We start from the raw sequence: 19,768 nt of genomic DNA on the forward strand, positions 1-19,768 counted from the left end.
TGCGTGACGGCCGGCCCGCTGGTCCGTCGAGGCGGGTGAGCTGTTCGCTCAGAGCGAACGCGCCTGGTGGAACGGCTGTTCGGAGCGGCCCCAGTCCACCTGCGGTCCCTCGAAATGAGCGGCATGCCGCGGTGGGTGGGCCGCCCCGCCGAGCACGAACACGTCCTCCGCGCCGTCGAGCACCCCGCCCGAGGGATCGTCGTCGCCGGAGCTGCGCACCACGTCCCGCTCCGGCATGAGGATGTCCCGTACGACGACGGCACACAGGTACAGGGTGCCCAGCAGATGCACCGCGATCGCCCAGTGGTAGCCCTGCGAAGGCAGGCCCTTGTGGGCGTCTCCGCTGGTCGTGTAGGCGAGGTACATCCAGATCCCGAGGAAGTACGTCACCTCGCACGCCTGCCAGATCAGGAAGTCCCGCCATTTGGGCCGGGCGAGGACGGCCAGTGGCACCAGCCACAGCACGTACTGCGGTGAGTAGACCTTGTTGGTCAGGACGAAGGCGGCCACCACCAGGAAGGCCAGCTGGGCGAAGCGCGGCCGGCGCGGGGCGGTGAGCGTCAGCGCGGCGATGCCGAGGAAGCACAGCACCACGAGCACGGTGGCCGCGTTGTTGACGAAGTCGGTGGTGGGCGGGTTGCTGGAGTTCTGCGCCCAGATCAGCCAGAAGGAGCCGAAGTCGACACCGCGCTCCTTGCTGAAGGTGTAGAACTTCGCCCAGCCCTCGCGGATGTGGAAGCCCGTCGCGTCGTGCGTGAGCATCACGGGCAGGTTCACCACGAGCCAGGCGCCCACCGCGCCGCCCGCGGCCTGGAAGAACTGGCGCCACTTGCCGGCCCGCCAGCACAGCACCAGCAGCGGGCCGAGGAGCAGGGCGGGATACAGCTTGGCGGCCGTGGCAAGCCCCAGGAGGACCCCGAAGGCGAGGGACCGGCCCCGCGACCACATCAGTATCGCGGCGGCCGTCAGCGCCACCGCCATCAGATCCCAGTTGATGGTCGCGGTCAGCGCGAAGGCGGGCGCCAGGGCGACCAGCAGGCCGTCCCAGGGCCGTCGGCGGTGGGTGCGGGCCACGCAGACGGCGATGACGGTGGCACACACCATCAGCATCCCGGCGTTGACGAACCAGTACCACTGCTCCTGGTGCTGGATGGAGCCACTGTGCGGGGTCAGCCAGGAGGCCACCTCCATGAACACTCCGGTGAGCACCGGGTATTCGAGGTAGTCCATGTCGCCGGGGAGCTTGTCGAAGTACGGCACGAGGTGATCGGCGAACCCGCGGCCCTGGTAGAGATGCGGGATGTCCGAGTAGCAGGCGTGCGTGTACTGGCTGCTCGCGCCGAAGAACCAGGCGCCGTCGTAGCAGGGTGCCTTCTGGACCAGGCCGAGGGCGAACATACCGATCGCCACGAGCGCCACGACGCGTACGGGCGTCCACCAGGAGGTCCCGGGCAGGGCGCGCCGCCCCAGGGGACCGCCGATCAGCTCACTGCCGGCGGCGGCGACCTTGTCCTCCCTGGTCGGCTGCACCGGCTCTGCCGCGGCGGGCCGCACGGGCTCGGGCTCGTGCATGCTCGCGGGCGTCATCTCTGCACTGGGCATGGGGCACATCCTGCCGTACCCGGCTGGGAATACGCCGAGGGCCGCCGCACCTCGTCGGTGCGGCGGCCCGTGTTTCACGTGAAACACCCCGGGCGGGCGATATGGTCGCCAACCGGTCAGATCACCGGGCTAACCGGTCTGGCCTGCGAAGAAGCCTCCGTTGGTGCCATCACCGGTGCTGTTGCCGTTGCCGTTGCCCCGGCTGTTCCCGGTTCCGGTTGTCTCCGTGCCCGTGGGCGTCGGAACCGTTCCTCCGTCGGTGCCGCCCGTATCCGTGCCACCGACGTCGTTGCCGTTGCCGTCACAGTTGTTGCCCCAGCCGAAAGTGCAGGAGGCGCTGGCCGACGGGCTCGGCGTGGTGGTCGTCTGGCTCGGCGTCGGGCTCGGCGTGGCACTCGGCTTCGGGCTCGGCGTGTACGTGACGCTCGGGGTCGGGGAGGGAGCACCCGCCTCGTGCTGGACCGTGCCGATCTCCGTGGCCTTCGGGAAACCGGGGTCGTTCTGGCCCTTGAGCGCGGCCATCATGTACTCGGTCCACACCTGCGTCGGGATGTCACCGCCGTGGATGGAGTCCACGCCCGCCGTGCCGTTCATGGACAGCAGCTTGTGGTTCTTGGGGTTCTCACGGAACATCGCCACCGAGGTGGACAACTGCTGGGTGTAGCCGACGAACCAGGCCGACTTGTTCTCGTCGGTGGTACCGGTCTTGCCCGCCGCCGTACGCCCGAGGGCTCGGGCCTTCTTGCCCGTACCGTTCTGGACGACGTTCTCCAGGACGTCCGTGACGTTGTTGGCGATGTTCGGGTCCATCGCCTCCTTGGGCGCCGGCTTCGGCTTGGTGAAGCTGGGCGCGTCGGCGCCGTTGACCTTGACCGCGGTCACGGAGTACGGGTCCGTCTGCTTGCCGGACGCGGCGAAGGTCGCGTAGGCGTCGGCCATACGGATCGCGCTGGGCGTGGACGTACCGATGGCGAAGGACGGGTTGAGGTCCTGCGACATGCTCTGGCTGAGGATGCCGGCCTGCCGGGCCACGTCCCGGACGTGCGTCATGCCCACATCGACACCGAGCTGCACGAACGGGGTGTTGACGGACTGCTCCATCGCCTTGCGCAGGGTGATGTAACCCCAGGGATAGTCGCTCTCGTTCTCCTGGTAGAAGTACGAGTTGTCCTTGTTGAGGTAGTACGACCCATCCGGCTTCTGGACCTTGAGATGGTCGTTGCCGTTGTACTTGCTCAGCGGAGAGATGCCCTCGCCGGCGGAGTTGTACTTGCCGTACTCCATGGCGGCGGCGAGCACGAACGGCTTCCAGGTCGAGCCCACGGGGACACCGGAGGTGTCGGCGTTGTTGGTGAAGTGCCCGTTCTCGTAGCCGTCGCCGCCGTAGAGAGCGACGATCGCGCCGTCGTCGGGCTTCACCGACGCCGCACCGAACTGGACGTACTTGTCCAGATCACGATGCTCCGGGTCGAGGTTCTCTTTCTGGACGTTCTTCACGGCCTTGGCCAGGGCGTCGACCTTCTCCTTCCGGAAGGTCGTGTAGATCTGGTAGCCGCCGCGGTCGAACTGCGCCTCGGTGATGTCCGAGTGGGCGATGACGTACTTCTTCGCCGTGTCGGCCAGATAGCTGATCTGGCCGGTCATGCCCTTGGTCGCCTTGCGGCCGTCGGGCTTGGGGTACTGGGCGATGGCCTGCTGGTACTGGGTGTCGGAGAGGTGCTTGTCCTTGTGCATCTCGCCGAGGATCCAGGCCCAGCGGTCCTTGGAGCGCTTCTCGTTGGCCTGCGGGGTCGCCGTCTTGTCGAGGTCCTGGTTGCCCGCGGGGTCGTAGTACGTCGGGCCCTTCAGCAAGGCCGCGAGGACGGCGCACTCGCTCGGCTTGAGGTCGACCGCGTTCTTGCCGTAGTAGGTCTGCGCCGCGGCCTGGATGCCGTACGCCCCCCGGCCGAAGTACGAGGTGTTCAGGTAGCCCTGCATGATCTGGTCTTTGTCGAGCTTCGCGCCCACCTTGATGGAGATGAACATCTCCTTGAACTTCCGGGTGACCGACTGCTCCTGGCTGAGGTACGTGTTCTTCACGTACTGCTGGGTGATCGTCGAGCCACCCTGCGTCTGACCGCCTCGCGCCATGTTCACCATGGCGCGCGCGATGCCCATGGGGTCGACGCCCGAGTCCTCGTAGAAGGATTTGTTCTCGGCGGAGATCACCGCGTACTGCATCGCCTCGGGGATCTGGTCGATGCTGACGTTCTGCCGGTTGACGCCGGTGCCGGTGGCCACCATCTGCTTGCCGTCGGCCCAGTAGTAGACGTTGTTCTGGGACTTGGCCGCGTCGTTCTCGTTCGGGATCGAGACCATCGCGTAGCCGACGCCGACCATCACCACCAGGCTGCCGACGAAGCCGAGGAACAGCCCGCTGACCAGCTTCCAGGACGGTACCCAGCGCCGCCAGCCGTACTTGTCGACCCTGGGGTAGTCGATGAACCGCTTCTTGCCCGGTGCTGTCGTCGCGCGGCCCCTGCCCCGCCCCGGTCCGGTCTGCCCGCCCGGTCCACCGCGCCGGCCGCCGGGACTCGTGTTGTCGGCCGCTCTGCGGCGGCTGCCCTTCTGCGCCGCACGGCGGGCCTCGGCACGGCCGCCGTAGGAACGCTCCTCACCTCCCGAGTCAGCAGACTCAGCCCCATGGGAAGGGGACCCATAGGAGTCGGCAGGAGACCCGGTGGCGCCTCGCGGTGTCGCACGGCGGCCGGAGGACGAGCCGGACTGGCCGCGTCGGGCCGCGGCACGTCCGCCTCCCTGCGGCTGCGGCGGTTTGCGACGGTGCTCGCTCATCGAACGATTACTCCTCGGGCAGGCGCACCCGTGCGCGCCTGGAACGGCGGCTGGTTTCCGGTCCCCCCGAAGTACGGATGTGGTCGGTTCCGCATTCACCCGTACTGCACCGGGGACGAGGACGCTCCCCAGGCGTCACGCGGTTCCCGGTGGTGTCCATGCCGCACAGACTACGCACCACCAAAACCCGCCGAGCCCCGAAGTTCACCCCAAAACAGGCAACTTGCCTCCTACGAATCGGTGATGTGATCCCGTTCACCGTCGTCCCCCTTGTCGCTCACGATGACGCGTTCTATCGTCGTGATGTATCGAACCGATACATCAGCGCGAGATAAAGTCGCTGACAGGCACTGCGAGACCTGCGGGACCGACCTGCGGGACCGAGAGGAGGCGACGATGAGCCGGCGCTCCGGCATCCTTGAGTTCGCCGTACTCGGCCTGCTGCGGGAGTCCCCGATGCACGGCTATGAGCTGCGCAAACGGCTGAACACGTCACTGGGTGTGTTCCGTGCGTTCAGCTATGGGACGCTGTACCCCTGCCTCAAGACGCTGGTCACCAACGGCTGGCTGATCGAGGAACCCGGGAACACCCACGACGACGCAGTCGCCGCCCCTCTCGCCGGACGCCGCGCCAAGATCGTTTACCGGCTGACGGCGGAAGGCAAGGAACACTTCGAGGAACTGCTCTCGCAGACCGGCCCCGACGCCTACGAGGACGAGCACTTCGCCGCACGGTTCGCCTTCTTCGGGCAGACCTCACGCGATGTCCGCATGCGCGTCCTGGAGGGCCGGCGCAGCCGCCTGGAGGAGCGCCTGGAGAAGATGCGCGCCTCACTGACGCGCACCCGGGAACGCCTCGACGACTACACACTTGAGCTCCAGCGCCACGGGATGGAGTCCGTGGAGCGCGAAGTGCGCTGGCTGAACGAGCTCATCGAGAGCGAGCGGGCCGGACGGGACCTGAGAGGTTCCACTTCCGGGGGGCCCGCCCAGCAGGACACCACCACTGGATCGACGGGCGGCCTGCCCCGCGCCGGGGAAACCCCTCGGACGGATACGCCCGACGACACCGCCACGTGAGACCCAGTCAGGGCCTCACTCGTACACACAGGGAGCAACCGGAATGGGTTCGGTTCGCGTAGCCATCGTCGGCGTGGGCAACTGCGCGGCGTCGCTGGTGCAGGGAGTCGAGTACTACAAGGACGCCGACCCGGCGTCCAAGGTCCCCGGCCTGATGCACGTGCAGTTCGGTGACTACCACGTGCGCGACGTCGAGTTCGTCGCCGCGTTCGACGTCGACGCCAAGAAGGTCGGCCTCGACCTCGCGGACGCGATCGGCGCCTCCGAGAACAACACCATCAAGATCTGCGACGTGCCCCACACCGGTGTCACCGTCCAGCGCGGCCACACCCTCGACGGCCTCGGCAAGTACTACCGCCAGACCATCGAGGAGTCTGACGCCGAGCCGGTCGACGTCGTCCAGATCCTGAAGGACAAGCAGGTCGACGTCCTGGTCTGCTACCTCCCCGTGGGTTCCGAGGACGCGGCGAAGTTCTACGCCCAGTGCGCCATCGACGCCAAGGTCGCCTTCGTCAACGCCCTCCCGGTCTTCATCGCCGGCACCAAGGAGTGGGCGGACAAGTTCACCGAGGCCGGCGTCCCGATCGTCGGTGACGACATCAAGTCCCAGGTCGGCGCCACCATCACGCACCGCGTCATGGCGAAGCTGTTCGAGGACCGCGGTGTCGTCCTGGACCGCACTATGCAGCTGAACGTCGGCGGCAACATGGACTTCAAGAACATGCTCGAGCGCGAGCGCCTGGAGTCCAAGAAGATCTCCAAGACGCAGGCCGTCACCTCCCAGATCCCCGACCGGGACCTCGGCGAGAAGAACGTCCACATCGGCCCGTCCGACTACGTGGCCTGGCTGGACGACCGCAAGTGGGCCTACGTCCGCCTCGAGGGACGTGCCTTCGGTGACGTCCCGCTGAACCTGGAGTACAAGCTCGAGGTCTGGGACTCCCCGAACTCCGCGGGTGTCATCATCGATGCCCTGCGCGCCGCGAAGATCGCCAAGGACCGCGGCATCGGCGGCCCGATCCTGTCGGCGTCGTCCTACTTCATGAAGTCCCCGCCGGTCCAGTACTTCGACGACGTGGCCCGCGAGAACGTCGAGAAGTTCATCCGCGGTGAGGTCGAGCGCTGAGGCGCTGAACACGGCCGCACGCGAACGCTCCTGCCAGGGCTGTGAAGGTCCCCGGGTCCGCCGACCCGGGGACCTTCCGCATATGTGAGGCTGTCGCCCATGCCCGTCGTACGTGACCTGCGCCTGCTGGTGCGCCTGCGGCACTTCCGGCACCTGCTGTACGTCCGCCTCCTGTCCCAGGGCGCCGATGGCGTCTACCAGGTCGCGCTCGCCGCGTACGTCGTCTTCTCGCCGGAGAAGCAGACCTCGGCCACCGCGATCGCCTCGGCGATGGCGGTCCTGCTGCTCCCCTATTCACTGGTCGGCCCCTTCGCCGGTGTCCTGCTGGACCGCTGGCGACGCCGACAGGTATTCGTGTACGGCAATCTGCTGCGAGCCCTGCTGGCCGCGGCCACCGCCCTCCTGATCCTCGGCCACGCCCCCGACTGGCTCTTCTATGCCTCCGCGCTGTGCGTCACGGCCGTCAACCGCTTCGTTCTCGCGGGGCTGTCGGCCGCCCTGCCCCGAGTCGTCGACGCCGAGCGCCTGGTGGTGGCCAACTCGCTCTCCCCGACGGCCGGCACGCTCGCCGCGACCGTCGGCGGAGGTCTGGCCTTCGCCGTACGGATCGTGGCGTCGGACTCCGACGCTGCGGTGGTACTGCTCGGCGCCTTCCTGTACCTGTGCGCGAGCCTCGCCTCCCTGCGTCTGCCTCCCGGCCTGCTCGGACCCGACCGGCACCCCGTCCGGCCCCAGCTCGGTACGGCACTCGACGAGACGGCACGCGCGCTGCTCGCGGCCGTCCGGCACCTGGCCACGCCCCGGCGCAGAGAAGCCGTCTGGGCCCTGGCCGCGATGACGCTGATGCGCTTCTGCTACGGCGCACTCCTCGTCCTGCTGCTCATGCTCTGCCGTTACGCCCTCTCCGGCACTCCGGAAGAAGGGCTGCGGCTGCTCGGGCCGGCGCTGGCCCTGTCCGGAGCGGGGTTCTTCGCGGCGGCCGTGGTGACCCCCTGGGCGGTCGGGCGGCTGGGCCCCGGCCGATGGATCGCGGTGTGTGCCGGCGCGGCCATGGTGCTGGAACCCGCCCTGGTCTTCCGTTCGCCACCGGACCGCTGATGGTCGCGGCCTTCTGTCTCGGCCTGATCACCCAGGGAGCCAAGATCGCCACGGACACGATCGTCCAGGCCCGTGTCGAAGACGGCTTCCGGGGCCGGATCTTCTCCGTGTACGACGTGCTCTTCAACGTCGCCTTCGTGGGTGCGGCGGGCGTGGCGGCGCTGATGCTTCCGCCGGACGGCCGCTCCACGGTGCTGGTCGTTCTCGTCGCCGCCATCTACGGCGTGATCGCCCTGGGCCTGGCCCGCTTCGAGCGACGCTGAGCCGACGAGCACGCGTCACACGTCGCCGAGACGGAGCGAGGGGTGATGTTTCACGTGAAACATCACCCCTCGGGTTCGCTGTCCCGGACGATGTTTCACGTGAAACATCGTCCGGGGCGGCTCAGCTCTCCGCAGCCCACCACTCCTTGAGAGCTGCCACCGCCGCGTCGACATCCATCGGGCCGTTCTCCAGGCGCAGCTCCAGCATGTGCTTGTACGCCTTGCCCACCGCCGGGCCCGGGCCGATCCTCAGGATCTCCATGATCTGGTTGCCGTCGAGGTCGGGCCGGATGGCGTCCAGCTCCTCCTGCTCCTTCAGCTGAGCGATGCGCTCCTCCAAGCCGTCGTAGGCCCGGGACAGCGCCACCGCCTTCCGCTTGTTGCGCGTGGTGCAGTCGGAGCGGGTCAGCTTGTGCAGGCGGTCCAGCAGGGGGCCGGCGTCCCGGACGTACCGGCGGACCGCCGAGTCCGTCCACTCCCCGGTGCCGTAGCCGTGGAAGCGGAGGTGCAGCTCGACCAGCCGGGAGACGTCCTTCACCAGCTCGTTGGAGTACTTCAGGGCGGTCATGCGCTTCTTGGTCATCTTGGCGCCGACCACCTCGTGGTGGTGGAACGAGACCCGGCCGTCGCTCTCGAAGCGGCGCGTGCGCGGCTTACCGATGTCATGCAGCAGCGCGGACAGCCGCAGGGCGAGGTCCGGACCGTCCTGCTCCAGCGCGATCGCCTGCTCCAGGACGATCAGCGTGTGCTCGTAGACGTCCTTGTGCCGGTGGTGCTCGTCACTTTCCAGGCGCAGCGCCGGCAGCTCGGGCAGGACATACCCGGCGAGCCCGGTGTCCACGAGCAGCGCCAGGCCCTTGCGCGGGTGGGCGGAGAGGACCAGCTTGTTGAGCTCGTCCCGGACCCGCTCCGCCGAGACGATCTCGATGCGTCCGGCCATCTCGGTCATGGCGGTGACGACCTCTGGGGCGACCTCGAAGTCCAGCTGGGCGGCGAACCGGGCGGCCCGCATCATGCGCAGGGGATCGTCCGAGAAGGACTCCTCGGGTGTGCCCGGCGTCCGCAGCGCACGCGCCGCGAGGTCCTCCAGGCCACCGTACGGGTCGATGAAATCCTTCTCCGGAAGCGCCACGGCCATCGCGTTGACGGTGAAGTCGCGACGGACCAGGTCCTCCTCGATGGAGTCGCCGTACGACACCTCCGGCTTGCGCGAGGTGCGGTCGTACGCCTCTGACCGGTAGGTGGTGATCTCGATCTGGTAGCCGCCCTTGTGTGCGCCGACCGTACCGAAGGCGATCCCCACCTCCCAGAGGGCGTCCGCCCATGGTCGGACGATCTTCAGTACGTCCTCGGGGCGGGCGTCGGTGGTGAAGTCCAGATCGTTGCCGAGCCGGCCGAGCAGCGCGTCGCGGACCGAACCGCCGACCAGAGCGAGCGAGAACCCGGCCTCCTGGAATCGGCGGGCGAGGTCGTCGGCGACGGGGGCCACCCGCAGCAGCTCGGCGACCGCGCGCTGCTGCGCCTGGCTCAGGGCAGAGGGAGTGTCTTCGTTCGGGTTCGGCACAACAGAAGAGGGTACGTGCCCCGCGCGACCAGGGGCGCCCCCATTGATTCCAGGGCGGCGTCACCATGGTGTTGATGACCGGGGCGGCGTCCCCATGGTGCCCAGGGGCGCCCCCCGTCGGTGCGGTACGGACAGCTGCCCGCATACCCCCGCAAGCGCTGCTCTTGCGGCGTACGCCCGCTCTCCCCTCGATACTGGATATAGAGGACGGGTCACGACTGCCCCTCGATCTTGTGGAGGAGACCGCGGCACTTCCGTTCAGCGCGCATCGTTACCATGCGTGGACGCACATTCCGACGACCACTGACGACGAGGGACGGGCGAGCGCGTGGCCGAGGCGGCTGACTTCCAGGGGACCAGTGCCTCACCTGCCCGCCGCTGGCTGCGGCGCGCCGGAGCCCTTCTCGCGGGGACGCCCCTGCTGGCCGGTCTGCTTCAGCTGCCTGCCGCCGCACCCGCGCAGGCCGCCGCCTCCGACACGGTGTCCGTCTCTCTGGACTCGCTCAGTCCCAGCGCGCCCACGGACGGCGACACGCTGACCGTGTCCGGCACGGTGACCAACAAGGGCAAGCAGACCGTCACCGACGCCCATGTGGGCCTGCGGGTGGGTCCCTCGCTGACCACCCGCTCGGCCATCGACGCCGTGACCCGGCACTCCGACGAGGCGCAGAGCGGCTCCGGCGCCGAGGTCGGCGGGAAGTACGAGGAGGACTTCGACAAGCTGGCCCCGGGCGTCGCCGAGCACTTCAGCATCTCCGTGCCCGTGGACAAGCTCGACCTGGGCGAGGACGGCGTCTACGAGCTGGGTGTCGCCCTGTCCGGTCAGACCTCCGCCCAGCGCTGGGACCAGCTCCTGGGCATACGGCGCACGCTCCTGCCGTGGCAGCCGTCGGACGCGGACACCAAGACGAAGACGACGTTCCTGTGGCCGCTGCTCTCCCCGGTCCACATGACGGCCAAGACGGGAGCGGGCGACCTGCAGACGCCGGAGTTCCTCGACGACGACCTGGCCGGGGAACTGGCGCCCGGCGGCCGGCTGGCCCAGATGGTGGAGCTGGGCAAGGATCTCGACGTCACCTGGGTGATCGACCCGGACCTGCTGGCCTCGGTCGACGCGATGGCGGTCGGCAACTATCGGCTCCAGGGCGCCGGCGGCACCAGCACGCCCGGCTCACGGGAGCACCAGGCGGTCGCCAAGCAGTGGCTGGCGTCCCTGCAGAAGGCGGTGACCGGCAAGGAGGTCGTCGCATTGCCCTTCGCCGACCCTGACCTGGCCTCCCTGGCACACAACGGCACCCGTGTCACCGGCTCGCTCAGCCATCTCAAGGACGCGACCGACGTCGCCGCGACCACCGTCAAGACGGTGCTTCACGTCACACCGAGCACCGACTTCGCCTGGCCGGTGAACGGCGCCGTGGACCCGTCGATCATGAAGGTCGCGACCTCCGCCGGAGCCGACCGGGTGATCGCCCGCAGTGACAGCCTCCAGGAGACCGCCGGGCTGCCGTACACGCCGTCCGCCGCCCGCCCGGTCGGCGGAGGCACCACGGCGGTGGTCGCCGACAGCCGCCTGTCCACGGCGTTCGAGGGCGACCTGACGAAGGCGGGCTCGGCCACCCTCGCCGTGCAGCGGTTCCTCGCCCAGAGCCTGCAGCTGAACACGCAGACGGACCAGCAGCGCAGTATCGTCGTCGCCCCGCAGCGCATGCCCACGGCGAGCCAGGCACAGGCGATGGCGGCGGCGCTGACGGCCCTCCAGGGCGGCACCTGGTCGCAGCCCCAGGACCTCACCGCGACGTCCAAGGACAAGCCCGACCCGAACGCCACCACGCGCATTCCGTCGACGTCCGCCTACCCCTCCTCGCTGCGCCGGCAGGAGCTGCCCAGGGCGGCCTTCGAACAGATCGCCCGCACCCAGAGCAAGCTCGACGGCTTCCGCGTGGTCCTCACCGACCAGTCCCGCGTGGTCACCCCCTTCGGCCGGGCCATAAACCGGGAGATGTCCGCGTCCTGGCGCGGCCGGAGCGGCGAGGCGGACAGCTACCGCGGCGACGTGGAGGCATGGCTCGACGAGCTGGCCGACCAGGTCAAGCTGATCGACAAGTCCGAGACCAAGCTCTCGGGCCGCAGTGCCACGATCCCGGTGACGGTCCAGAACAACCTCGTCCAGCCCGTCGGACACCTGGTGCTGCGCCTGGAGTCGACGATGCCGACCCGTCTGAAGATCGGCGGCAAGGCTTACGACGAGCAGCCCGTGGAGATCTCCGGCGGGCACAGCCAGTCGGTGAAGTTCACCACCTCGGCCAACGCCAACGGCCGGGTCGCGGTCATCGCCCAGCTGTACACCCAGGACGGTGTGAGATACGGCGACCCCGTCAGCTTCGACGTGAAGGTCACCGAGGTCACGCCCACCGTGATGCTGGTCATCGGCGGCGGCGTGCTGCTCCTCGTCCTCGCCGGTTTCCGGATGTACACCCAGCGCAAGCGCGCCGCCGCCCGGCAGGCGGGGGAGGACGGTCCCGGCACCGCGGGCGAGAGCCCGGACGAGCCCGGGAACCCCGAGGCGCCCGGGGACCGTCTCCCGGAGGAGTCCGACTCCGCCTCCGGGGCGCGCGACCCGGAGCAGCCGAGTGACCCTGCGCCGGACACCGCACCGGAAAGCGCCGACCCGTCCGGCACGGGTGAGAGAGTGGACCGTTGAGCGATGTCGTGGCCGGTGGGCCCGGGACGATGAGGTGGGGTAAGCATGAACGCGCCGTACGACGGTGACAGCGGCCAGGGCGCGGCCGGCTCGGGCTACCCCGAGCCGCCGCCCGAGCCCGGTCAGGTGCCGCAGCAGCACGCGGCGGACATGTATCTCCAGGACACCTACGAGCAGGACCCCTACCGGGCGCACGATCTCGCCGCTCAGGACCCGGTCGCCGAGGCCCTGTACGATCGCGCCGCGCACCCGCCGCCGCCTCCGGGTTCGTACGACCCGCAGCAGCCGCCGTACGCGCCCCCCGCCCAGTCGCCCTACGCCCCCGACCCGCGCGTGTGGGCGCAGACCCCGGCGCCGGAGCCGGGCGGCGCCACCCAGTACCTGCCGTACGGCGAGGACCCGCGCGCGACCCAGTTCGTGGGCGTGGACGACCTGGTCTCGCACTCCGGTGAGGAGTACCACGAGCCGGACGCCTTCGCGCATCTCTTCAAGGACCAGCAGCACAGCGGCGGGCACGGGCCCATGGATCCCCCGGCCGTCGCGGGTCCGGCCGCCGCGCCCGGCGCAGTGAACGACGTCGCCGGTCAGTACCCGCAGCCACAAGCGCAGAGGCCGCAGCAGGGCCACCCGTACCCCGCCGGTCCGTCCGCCGCGTACCCGGCCGGCCCGTCCGTCGCGGGGTACCCCGCGCAGTCCCCTGTGTCCGCCCCGGCCGCCGCCGCGGACCCTGTCGGGGCCGTCGGAGCCTTCGAGCCGGAGGCGCCCGTCGGCGACGCTGCCGCCGCTCCCGCCAAGAAGGGCGGCCGGGCCACCGGACTGTTGAAGTCCAGCGCCGTCATGGCGGCGGGCACGATGGTGTCCCGCCTCACCGGTTTCGTCCGCTCCGCGCTGATCGCCGCCGCCCTGGGCCTCGGCTTCCTCGCCGACTCCTTCCAGGTGGCCTACCAGCTGCCGACGATGATCTACATCCTCACCGTCGGCGGCGGCCTGAACTCCGTGTTCGTGCCGCAGCTGGTGCGCTCCATGAAGGAGGACGAGGACGGCGGCGAGGCCTTCGCGAACCGGCTGCTCAGCGTCGTGATGGTAGCCTTGGCCGCGCTGACCGCACTCGCGATGTTCGCCGCGCCGCTGCTGGTGCGGGCGTTGGCCAACCCCGTGGCCAACAACCCGGCGGCGAACGAGGTCGCGGTCACATTCACCCGCTACTTCCTGCCCTCGATCTTCTTCATGGGCATCCATGTGGTGATGGGTCAGATCCTCAACGCGCGCGGGAAGTTCGGCGCGATGATGTGGACGCCGGTCCTGAACAACATCGTCATCATCGTGACGCTCGGCATGTTCATCTGGGTCTACGGCACCGCCGCACATTCCCACATGAAGGTCGAGACCATCCCGCCGGAGGGCCAGCGGCTGCTCGGCGTCGGTGTGCTGCTGGGCCTGGTCGTCCAGGCGCTGGCGATGATCCCCTACCTGCGCGAGACCGGCTTCCGGATCAGGCTGCGCTTCGACTGGCGGGGCCACGGCCTGGGCAAGGCCGCGATGCTCGCCAAGTGGACGGTGCTGTTCGTGCTCGCCAACCAGGCGGGCGCCCTGGTGGTGACCCAGCTGTCGATCGCCGCGGGCAAGGACTCCGGCGTCTCGGGCACCAGCTTCGCCGCCTACGCCAACGCCCAGCTGATCTGGGGCCTGCCGCAGGCCATCATCACCGTGTCCCTGATGGCCGCCCTGCTGCCGCGGATCTCCCGCTCGGCCGCCGAGGGCGACTCGGGTGCCGTCCGTGACGACATCTCCCAGGGTCTGCGCACCACCGCGGTGGCCATCGTGCCCATCGCGTTCGGGTTCATCGCGCTCGGCATCCCGATGTGCACGCTGGTCTTCGGCTCCGCCGGCACCGGCTCGGCCGTCAACATGGGTTACATGCTGATGGCCTTCGCCCTCGGCCTGATCCCGTACTCGGTGCAGTACGTCGTCCTGCGTGCCTTCTACGCCTACGAGGACACCCGCACGCCGTTCTACAACACGGTCATCGTGGCCGCGGTCAACGCCGGTGCCGCGGCGCTGTGCTACTTCCTGCTGCCGGCCCGCTGGGCGGTCGTCGGCATGGCCGCCGCCTACGGCCTCGCCTACGCCATCGGTGTCGGTGTCGCCTGGCGCCGACTGCGTAAGCGGCTGGGCGGGGACCTGGACGGCTCCCGGGTGCTGCGCACGTACGCGCGGCTGGGCATCGCCTCGGTGCCGGCGGCCCTGCTCAGCGGCGCGGCCTGCTACGGCATCGGGCACACTCTCGGCCAGGGCTTCCTCGGCTCCTTCGCCGCGCTGGTGGTCGGCGGTGCCGTCCTGCTCGGTGTCTTCTTCGTCGCCGCCCGCCGGATGCGCATCGAGGAACTGAACTCGCTCGTGGGTATGGTGCGCGGGCGTCTGGGTCGATGAGGCGGGGGTAGGCGCACAACCATCGTCCGCCGCCGTGTGTCGTGCATAGCGGCAGACTGTGGGCACAATTGGTTTCGGCGTCGGACAGCGTGCAACGGATGGGGAGGCAGGGACGACGGTGGCGGAACGGAGCACGGCTGCCGTCGACGTGGCAGACAACAGCGGTGAGCATCCGCTGACCGCCAAGGCGGACCAGTCCACGGCCGACGGGGTGGCCAAGAACCCGGAGCGGGACACGGACAGCGACGAGGCACAGGGGAGCGGCGGAGCCGAGGGTCCCGGACGGAAGACCTCTCCTCCGGAACTGCACAGCGGTCACAAGCTCGCCAGACGCTACCGGCTGGAGGAGTGCGTCACCCGTCTGGACGGATTCAGCAGTTGGCGTGCGGTCGACGAGAAACTCCGTCGTGCCGTCGGCGTCCATGTACTGCCCGCGGACCACTCGCGGGCCCGCTCCGTCCTTGCCGCCGCCCGTTCCTCCGCGCTGCTCGGCGATCCGCGCTTCGTCCAGGTTCTCGACGCCGTCGAGGAGAACGACCTCGTCTACGTCGTCCACGAGTGGCTGCCCGACGCCACCGAACTGTCCACGCTTCTCGCCGGCGGCCCGCTGGAGCCGCACGACGCCTACCAGATGGTCAGCCAGATCGCCTCGGCCATGGCTGCCGCGCACCGCGAGGGCCTCGCCCATCTGCGGCTGAACCCGAACGCCGTACTGCGCGCCTCCACCGGCCAGTGGCGCATCCGCGGTCTCGCCGTGAACGCGGCGCTGCGGGGCATCAGCTCCGACACCCCTCAGCGCACCGACACCGAGGCCATCGGCGCACTGCTGTACGCGTCGCTGACCCAGCGCTGGCCGTACGAGAACGATGCCTACGGCCTGTCCGGCCTACCCAAGGACATCGGCCTCATCCCGCCGGACCAGGTGCGGGCCGGTGTCCACCGGGGCCTGTCCGAGCTGGCCATGCGCGCCCTCGTCAACGACGGCGCCACGGCGTCCCGGCATGAGGCTCCGTGCACCACGCCGGAGGAGCTGGTGAAGGCGGTCGGTGAGATGCCGCGCATCCGCCCGCCCGAGCCGGCGTTCACGGCCCCGCCGGAATACCAGCGCACGACCTACCAGCAGGGCACCTACGGCCGCCAGACGTCCCACCCCGGGGCCACGCAGCCGATGGTGCCCCCGCCGCCCCCGTTGCAGAGCCGCACCGGCAAGGCCCTGAAGTGGGCGGTGTCCGCGCTTCTCATCGCCGCCCTGGGTCTGGGCAGCTGGCAGCTGGCGGACGCCCTGATGGGCCGGGACAAGAAGTCGGACGACACCCACAAGGGCCAGACGACGGACAACGGTGACAAGAACGCCGCGAAGCCGAAGCCGACGCCGATAAAGATCCAGAACGGTCAGGAGTTCGTCGCCGAGGGTGACCCCCAGAACGCCGGTGCCGAGCCCAAGACCTACGACGGCAACGCGTCGACGTTCTGGAAGACCAAGAGCTTCAACGAGGGCCCGACGATCGCGCCCTTCAAGCCGGGGGTCGGCATCGTGTACGACCTCGGCTCGGCCAAGGCACTCAGTACGGCGACCATCGATCTTCGCTACGGCGGTGATCACACGACGGTCGAGCTGTACGCTGCGGACTCGCTGACGCCGGCGTCGCTGGACTCGATGGACAAGATCGGCAGCGTCACGACGACGGGGACCACAGCCACGGTGAAGGTCACCAAGTCGGTCAAGACGCAGTACGTCCTCGTCTGGCTGACGGCCGTGCCGAACTCGGGGTACGACCCCACCCTGTACGCCAGTGCCGGCTGGAAGCAGGGCATCGGTGAAGTGAAGTTCACGGGCTGACATCTCAACCCGGACCGGAGGGGGGCAGATGGCGGAGGGCGTCGGATACGACGGCGTGAGCGACAAGGATCTGCTCGCTCGCCACGTGGAAGGCGACCCGCATGCCTTCAGTGAGATCGTGCGGCGGCACAGGGATCGTCTCTGGGCGGTCGCGCTGCGGACGCTGGGGGACCGCGAGGAGGCCGCCGACGCGGTCCAGGACGCCCTGGTGTCCGCCTACCGGGCCGCCCATACCTTCCGGGGTCAGTCGGCCGTCACCACGTGGCTGCACCGGATCACGGTGAACGCCTGCCTGGACCGGGCCCGCAAGGCGGCCTCCCGGAAGACCTCACCGGTCGACGACACGGAACGGCTGGAGCAGCTCCTCGAACCGCATGAGTCGGCCTCGGCCCCGGCCGAGCGCAACGATGTGCACCGCCAGCTCCTCGAAGCGCTCGGCACCCTCCCGCACGACCAGCGGGCCGCCCTGGTCCTCGTGGACATGCAGGGCTATCCCGTGGCCGAGGCCGCTCGGATCCTCGATGTACCGACCGGCACGGTGAAGAGCCGGTGCGCCCGTGGCAGGGCCCGCCTGCTTCCTCTTGTCGTCCATCTACGGCCAGAAGGTTCCGGAAGAGGAAAAGAACCCGGCGCCGGACGGAACCGGGTGGAGGGGACATCCGTCCCACCCGCAACGGGGTCTCCGGGCGAAGGCGCCGAGAACACCGGACCGAGCGATTCAGTCGTAGTAAAGGGCGGAGGTGGGCGAGCGTGACTTCCACGACAGACACGGCCGGACACCCGGACGTCGAGGAGATCTCCGGCCTCACCGAGGGCCTTCTCTCCACGGACCGCAGCAGGGACATACGACAGCACCTCGACTCGTGCGAGCTGTGCGCGGACGTCCATGCCTCACTCGAGGAGATCCGGGCTCTGCTGGGATCCGCTGCGGAAGCGGATGCCATGCCCGCCGACGTGGCCGATCGCATCGATGCCGCTTTGGCCGCCGAGGCGCCACTCAGCGGCTCCGGTGGTGACATCACCGGTCATGTTTCACGTGAAACACCGGCTACGGTCTCTCGCCCTGCCGGGCGCCCACAGGGGGCAGCTGGGCCGGGGCGGAAGAAGAGCGGACGCAGCCGGCGCAGGACGGTCGTTCTCGGAAGTGTTCTGACGGCGGCCGTACTAGGAGCGGGGGCCCTGGTGGCCCAGTCACTCGGCAGTGGGTCATCGACCACGACGGCTCACAGCAAGCCGAGCCCGTCCAGCAGCGCCTTCTCCGGTGCCAGCGTCCAGCACCAGGTGCGGGACCTGCTGGCTTCGGGCAAGGGCACCACACGTGGAGACACCGGTCAGCGACCGCGCTCCGGCACCGCCTCCGGCCAGGACACGCCTGGGGCCACGGAGAACGCCAACACACTGATTCAGACCGAGGTCTCGGTGCCCGACTGTGTCCGTCGGGCCGTCCCCCGCAGTGACCGCGCTCTGGCCGCGAAGGTGGGCAGCTACGCCGGGAAGAGCGCCTACCTCGTCGTCGTGCCCGATCCCCACGACAGCGCCCGGGTCACGGCTTATGTCGTCGACGCAGCCTGTGTCCGTCAACCTCCCACGGCCTCGGGCACCGTCCTCGTGAAAGAGTCCTATCCCCGCCCCTGAAACGGACTCGGCCGAGGGTGTCCACGATGACAAGTCACCAGTAGCGAGTTCACGGCCTGTCACGTCACCCACGCCTGGGTGTTCGGCTCGACGCATACGTGTGCCCGGACACACCGGGAATGCGCGCCCCGTAGGATCCGTTGGGTGGGGTGAGAGTCCCGAAAGGGACTCCCGCCGGTCGACTGATGCAGACCAGAGACGAGGAATCAAGCCGTGAGCGACGTCCGTAACGTGATCATCATCGGCTCCGGGCCCGCAGGCTACACGGCGGCGCTCTACACCGCCCGTGCGTCGCTGAAGCCCCTGGTGTTCGAAGGCGCTGTCACCGCGGGTGGTGCGCTGATGAACACCACCGAGGTGGAGAACTTCCCGGGCTTCCGCGACGGCATCATGGGGCCCGACCTCATGGACAACATGCGCGCCCAGGCCGAACGCTTCGGCGCCGAGCTGATTCCGGACGACATCGTCTCCGTCGATCTGGCCGGCGAGATCAAGACGGTCACCGACACCGCGGGCACGGTCCACCGGGCGAAGGCCGTCATCGTCACCACCGGCTCGCAGCACCGCAAGCTGGGCCTGCCGAACGAGGACGCGCTCTCGGGCCGCGGTGTCTCCTGGTGCGCCACCTGTGACGGGTTCTTCTTCAAGGACCAGGACATCGCCGTGATCGGCGGTGGCGACACCGCGATGGAGGAGGCCACCTTCCTGTCGCGGTTCGCCAGGTCGGTGACGATCGTCCACCGCCGGGACACCCTGCGTGCCTCCAAGGCGATGCAGGAGCGCGCCTTCGGCGACCCGAAGATCAAGTTCGTCTGGGACAGCGAGATCGCCGAGGTACAGGGCGACCAGAAGCTCTCCGGTCTGAAGCTGCGCAACGTCAAGACCGGTGAGCTGTCCGACCTGCCCGTGACGGGTCTGTTCATCGCGATCGGCCACGACCCGCGCACCGAGCTGTTCAAGGGCCAGCTGGACCTGGACGAGGAGGGCTACCTGAAGGTCGCCTCTCCGTCCACCCGCACCAATCTGACCGGTGTGTTCGCCGCCGGTGACGTGGTCGACCACACCTACCGCCAGGCGATCACCGCGGCTGGTACCGGCTGCTCCGCGGCTCTGGACGCCGAGCGTTTCCTCGCCGCCCTCGCGGACGAGGAGCAGGCGGAGCCCGAGAAGACCGCCGTCTGACCTTCCCCTTCCCCGCCCCACCGCACGACCAAGGTAAGGAGCCCCTCGTGGCCGGCACCCTGAAGACTGTGACCGACGACTCCTTCGATCAGGACGTCCTCAAGAACGACAAGCCCGTTCTGGTGGACTTCTGGGCGGCCTGGTGCGGCCCGTGCCGCCAGATCGCCCCGTCCCTGGAGGCGATTGCCGCCGAGTACGGCGACAAGATCGAGATCGTCAAGCTCAACATCGACGAGAACCCCGGCACGGCCGCCAAGTACGGCGTCATGTCCATCCCGACCCTGAACGTCTACCAGGGCGGCGAGGTCGCCAAGACCATCGTCGGCGCCAAGCCCAAGGCCGCTCTCCTCCGCGACCTCGATGAGTTCATCACCGCGTGACGTTTCACGTGAAACACGAATGGGCCAACCTTCTC

General features: G+C 69.1%; 13 protein-coding genes and 1 pseudogene. 10 read left to right on the forward strand and 4 right to left on the reverse strand.

Annotation, left to right across the window (positions count from 1 at the left end):
* Positions 1-48 precede the first annotated feature (48 nt).
* A complete protein-coding gene (locus ACIGYR_RS27470) occupies positions 49-1,602 on the reverse strand; it encodes a glycosyltransferase family 87 protein (protein ID WP_399603706.1) in 1,554 nt (517 codons plus the stop codon).
* A 129-nt stretch (positions 1,603-1,731) separates the two neighbouring features.
* Positions 1,732-4,434: a transglycosylase domain-containing protein gene (locus ACIGYR_RS27475; RefSeq protein ID WP_399603703.1), complete on the reverse strand. Its 2,703-nt coding sequence runs from the start codon at positions 4,432-4,434 to the stop codon at positions 1,732-1,734.
* Positions 4,435-4,830: 396 nt separating this feature from the next.
* Here ACIGYR_RS27475 and ACIGYR_RS27480 point away from each other — a divergent pair, with 396 nt between their 5' ends.
* The 3 genes and pseudogenes from ACIGYR_RS27480 to ACIGYR_RS27490 all read left to right on the forward strand — a co-directional run bounded on the left by ACIGYR_RS27480 (position 4,831) and on the right by ACIGYR_RS27490 (position 8,001).
* Positions 4,831-5,514 carry a PadR family transcriptional regulator gene (locus tag ACIGYR_RS27480; protein WP_399603700.1) on the forward strand — a complete coding sequence of 228 codons (684 nt, stop codon included), beginning with the start codon at positions 4,831-4,833 and terminating at the stop codon, positions 5,512-5,514.
* A gap of 43 nt (positions 5,515-5,557) precedes the next feature.
* Entirely contained in the window at positions 5,558-6,640 is a 1,083-nt protein-coding gene (locus ACIGYR_RS27485; protein ID WP_391845937.1) for an inositol-3-phosphate synthase, read from the forward strand.
* Between the two features lie 99 nt (positions 6,641-6,739).
* Positions 6,740-8,001: pseudogene (locus ACIGYR_RS27490) on the forward strand (MFS transporter).
* A gap of 121 nt (positions 8,002-8,122) precedes the next feature.
* On the opposite strand, the gene ACIGYR_RS27495 reads toward ACIGYR_RS27490, so the two are convergent.
* Positions 8,123-9,565: a CCA tRNA nucleotidyltransferase gene (locus ACIGYR_RS27495; RefSeq protein ID WP_399603697.1), complete on the reverse strand. Its 1,443-nt coding sequence runs from the start codon at positions 9,563-9,565 to the stop codon at positions 8,123-8,125.
* A gap of 328 nt (positions 9,566-9,893) precedes the next feature.
* Between ACIGYR_RS27495 and ACIGYR_RS27500 the strand changes: the two genes are divergently transcribed.
* The 4 genes from ACIGYR_RS27500 to sigM all read left to right on the forward strand — a co-directional run bounded on the left by ACIGYR_RS27500 (position 9,894) and on the right by sigM (position 17,290).
* Positions 9,894-12,266 (forward strand): DUF6049 family protein, encoded by a 2,373-nt coding sequence (locus ACIGYR_RS27500; RefSeq protein WP_399603695.1) that lies wholly within the window; start codon positions 9,894-9,896, stop codon positions 12,264-12,266.
* A gap of 45 nt (positions 12,267-12,311) precedes the next feature.
* Positions 12,312-14,696 carry a murein biosynthesis integral membrane protein MurJ gene (murJ, locus tag ACIGYR_RS27505; RefSeq protein ID WP_399603693.1) on the forward strand — a complete coding sequence of 795 codons (2,385 nt, stop codon included), beginning with the start codon at positions 12,312-12,314 and terminating at the stop codon, positions 14,694-14,696.
* A gap of 118 nt (positions 14,697-14,814) precedes the next feature.
* Positions 14,815-16,536, forward strand: coding sequence for a protein kinase family protein (locus ACIGYR_RS27510; RefSeq protein ID WP_399603690.1), 1,722 nt, complete (start codon positions 14,815-14,817; stop codon positions 16,534-16,536).
* A gap of 28 nt (positions 16,537-16,564) precedes the next feature.
* Positions 16,565-17,290, forward strand: a complete 726-nt coding sequence (gene sigM, locus ACIGYR_RS27515; RefSeq protein WP_391845948.1) for an RNA polymerase sigma factor SigM — start codon at positions 16,565-16,567, stop codon at positions 17,288-17,290.
* 137 nt (positions 17,291-17,427) lie between these two features.
* Here sigM and ACIGYR_RS27520 read toward each other — a convergent pair whose 3' ends face one another.
* Positions 17,428-17,565, reverse strand: coding sequence for a hypothetical protein (locus ACIGYR_RS27520; protein WP_399603687.1), 138 nt, complete (start codon positions 17,563-17,565; stop codon positions 17,428-17,430).
* Positions 17,566-17,718: 153 nt separating this feature from the next.
* Between ACIGYR_RS27520 and ACIGYR_RS27525 the strand changes: the two genes are divergently transcribed.
* The 3 genes from ACIGYR_RS27525 to trxA all read left to right on the forward strand — a co-directional run bounded on the left by ACIGYR_RS27525 (position 17,719) and on the right by trxA (position 19,733).
* Entirely contained in the window at positions 17,719-18,171 is a 453-nt protein-coding gene (locus ACIGYR_RS27525) for a hypothetical protein (RefSeq protein WP_399603685.1), read from the forward strand.
* A gap of 213 nt (positions 18,172-18,384) precedes the next feature.
* Positions 18,385-19,353, forward strand: a complete 969-nt coding sequence (gene trxB, locus ACIGYR_RS27530) for a thioredoxin-disulfide reductase (RefSeq protein WP_391845952.1) — start codon at positions 18,385-18,387, stop codon at positions 19,351-19,353.
* Between the two features lie 47 nt (positions 19,354-19,400).
* Positions 19,401-19,733 (forward strand): thioredoxin, encoded by a 333-nt coding sequence (gene trxA, locus ACIGYR_RS27535; protein ID WP_391845954.1) that lies wholly within the window; start codon positions 19,401-19,403, stop codon positions 19,731-19,733.
* The last annotated feature ends 35 nt before the right edge of the window (positions 19,734-19,768 follow it).

Source organism: Streptomyces sp. NPDC053076 (assembly GCF_044546845.1).
Taxonomy (GTDB): Bacteria; Actinomycetota; Actinomycetes; order Streptomycetales; family Streptomycetaceae; genus Streptomyces.

Coding starts and splice junctions, on each gene's coding strand:
- ACIGYR_RS27520 (WP_399603687.1), bottom strand. CDS start 17,565: ATGACCGGTGATGTCACCACCGGAGCCGCTGAGTGGCGCCTCGGCGGC.
- ACIGYR_RS27485 (WP_391845937.1), top strand. CDS start 5,558: ATGGGTTCGGTTCGCGTAGCCATCGTCGGCGTGGGCAACTGCGCGGCG.
- murJ (WP_399603693.1), top strand. CDS start 12,312: ATGAACGCGCCGTACGACGGTGACAGCGGCCAGGGCGCGGCCGGCTCG.
- sigM (WP_391845948.1), top strand. CDS start 16,565: ATGGCGGAGGGCGTCGGATACGACGGCGTGAGCGACAAGGATCTGCTC.
- ACIGYR_RS27480 (WP_399603700.1), top strand. CDS start 4,831: ATGAGCCGGCGCTCCGGCATCCTTGAGTTCGCCGTACTCGGCCTGCTG.
- ACIGYR_RS27475 (WP_399603703.1), bottom strand. CDS start 4,434: ATGAGCGAGCACCGTCGCAAACCGCCGCAGCCGCAGGGAGGCGGACGT.
- ACIGYR_RS27470 (WP_399603706.1), bottom strand. CDS start 1,602: ATGCCCAGTGCAGAGATGACGCCCGCGAGCATGCACGAGCCCGAGCCC.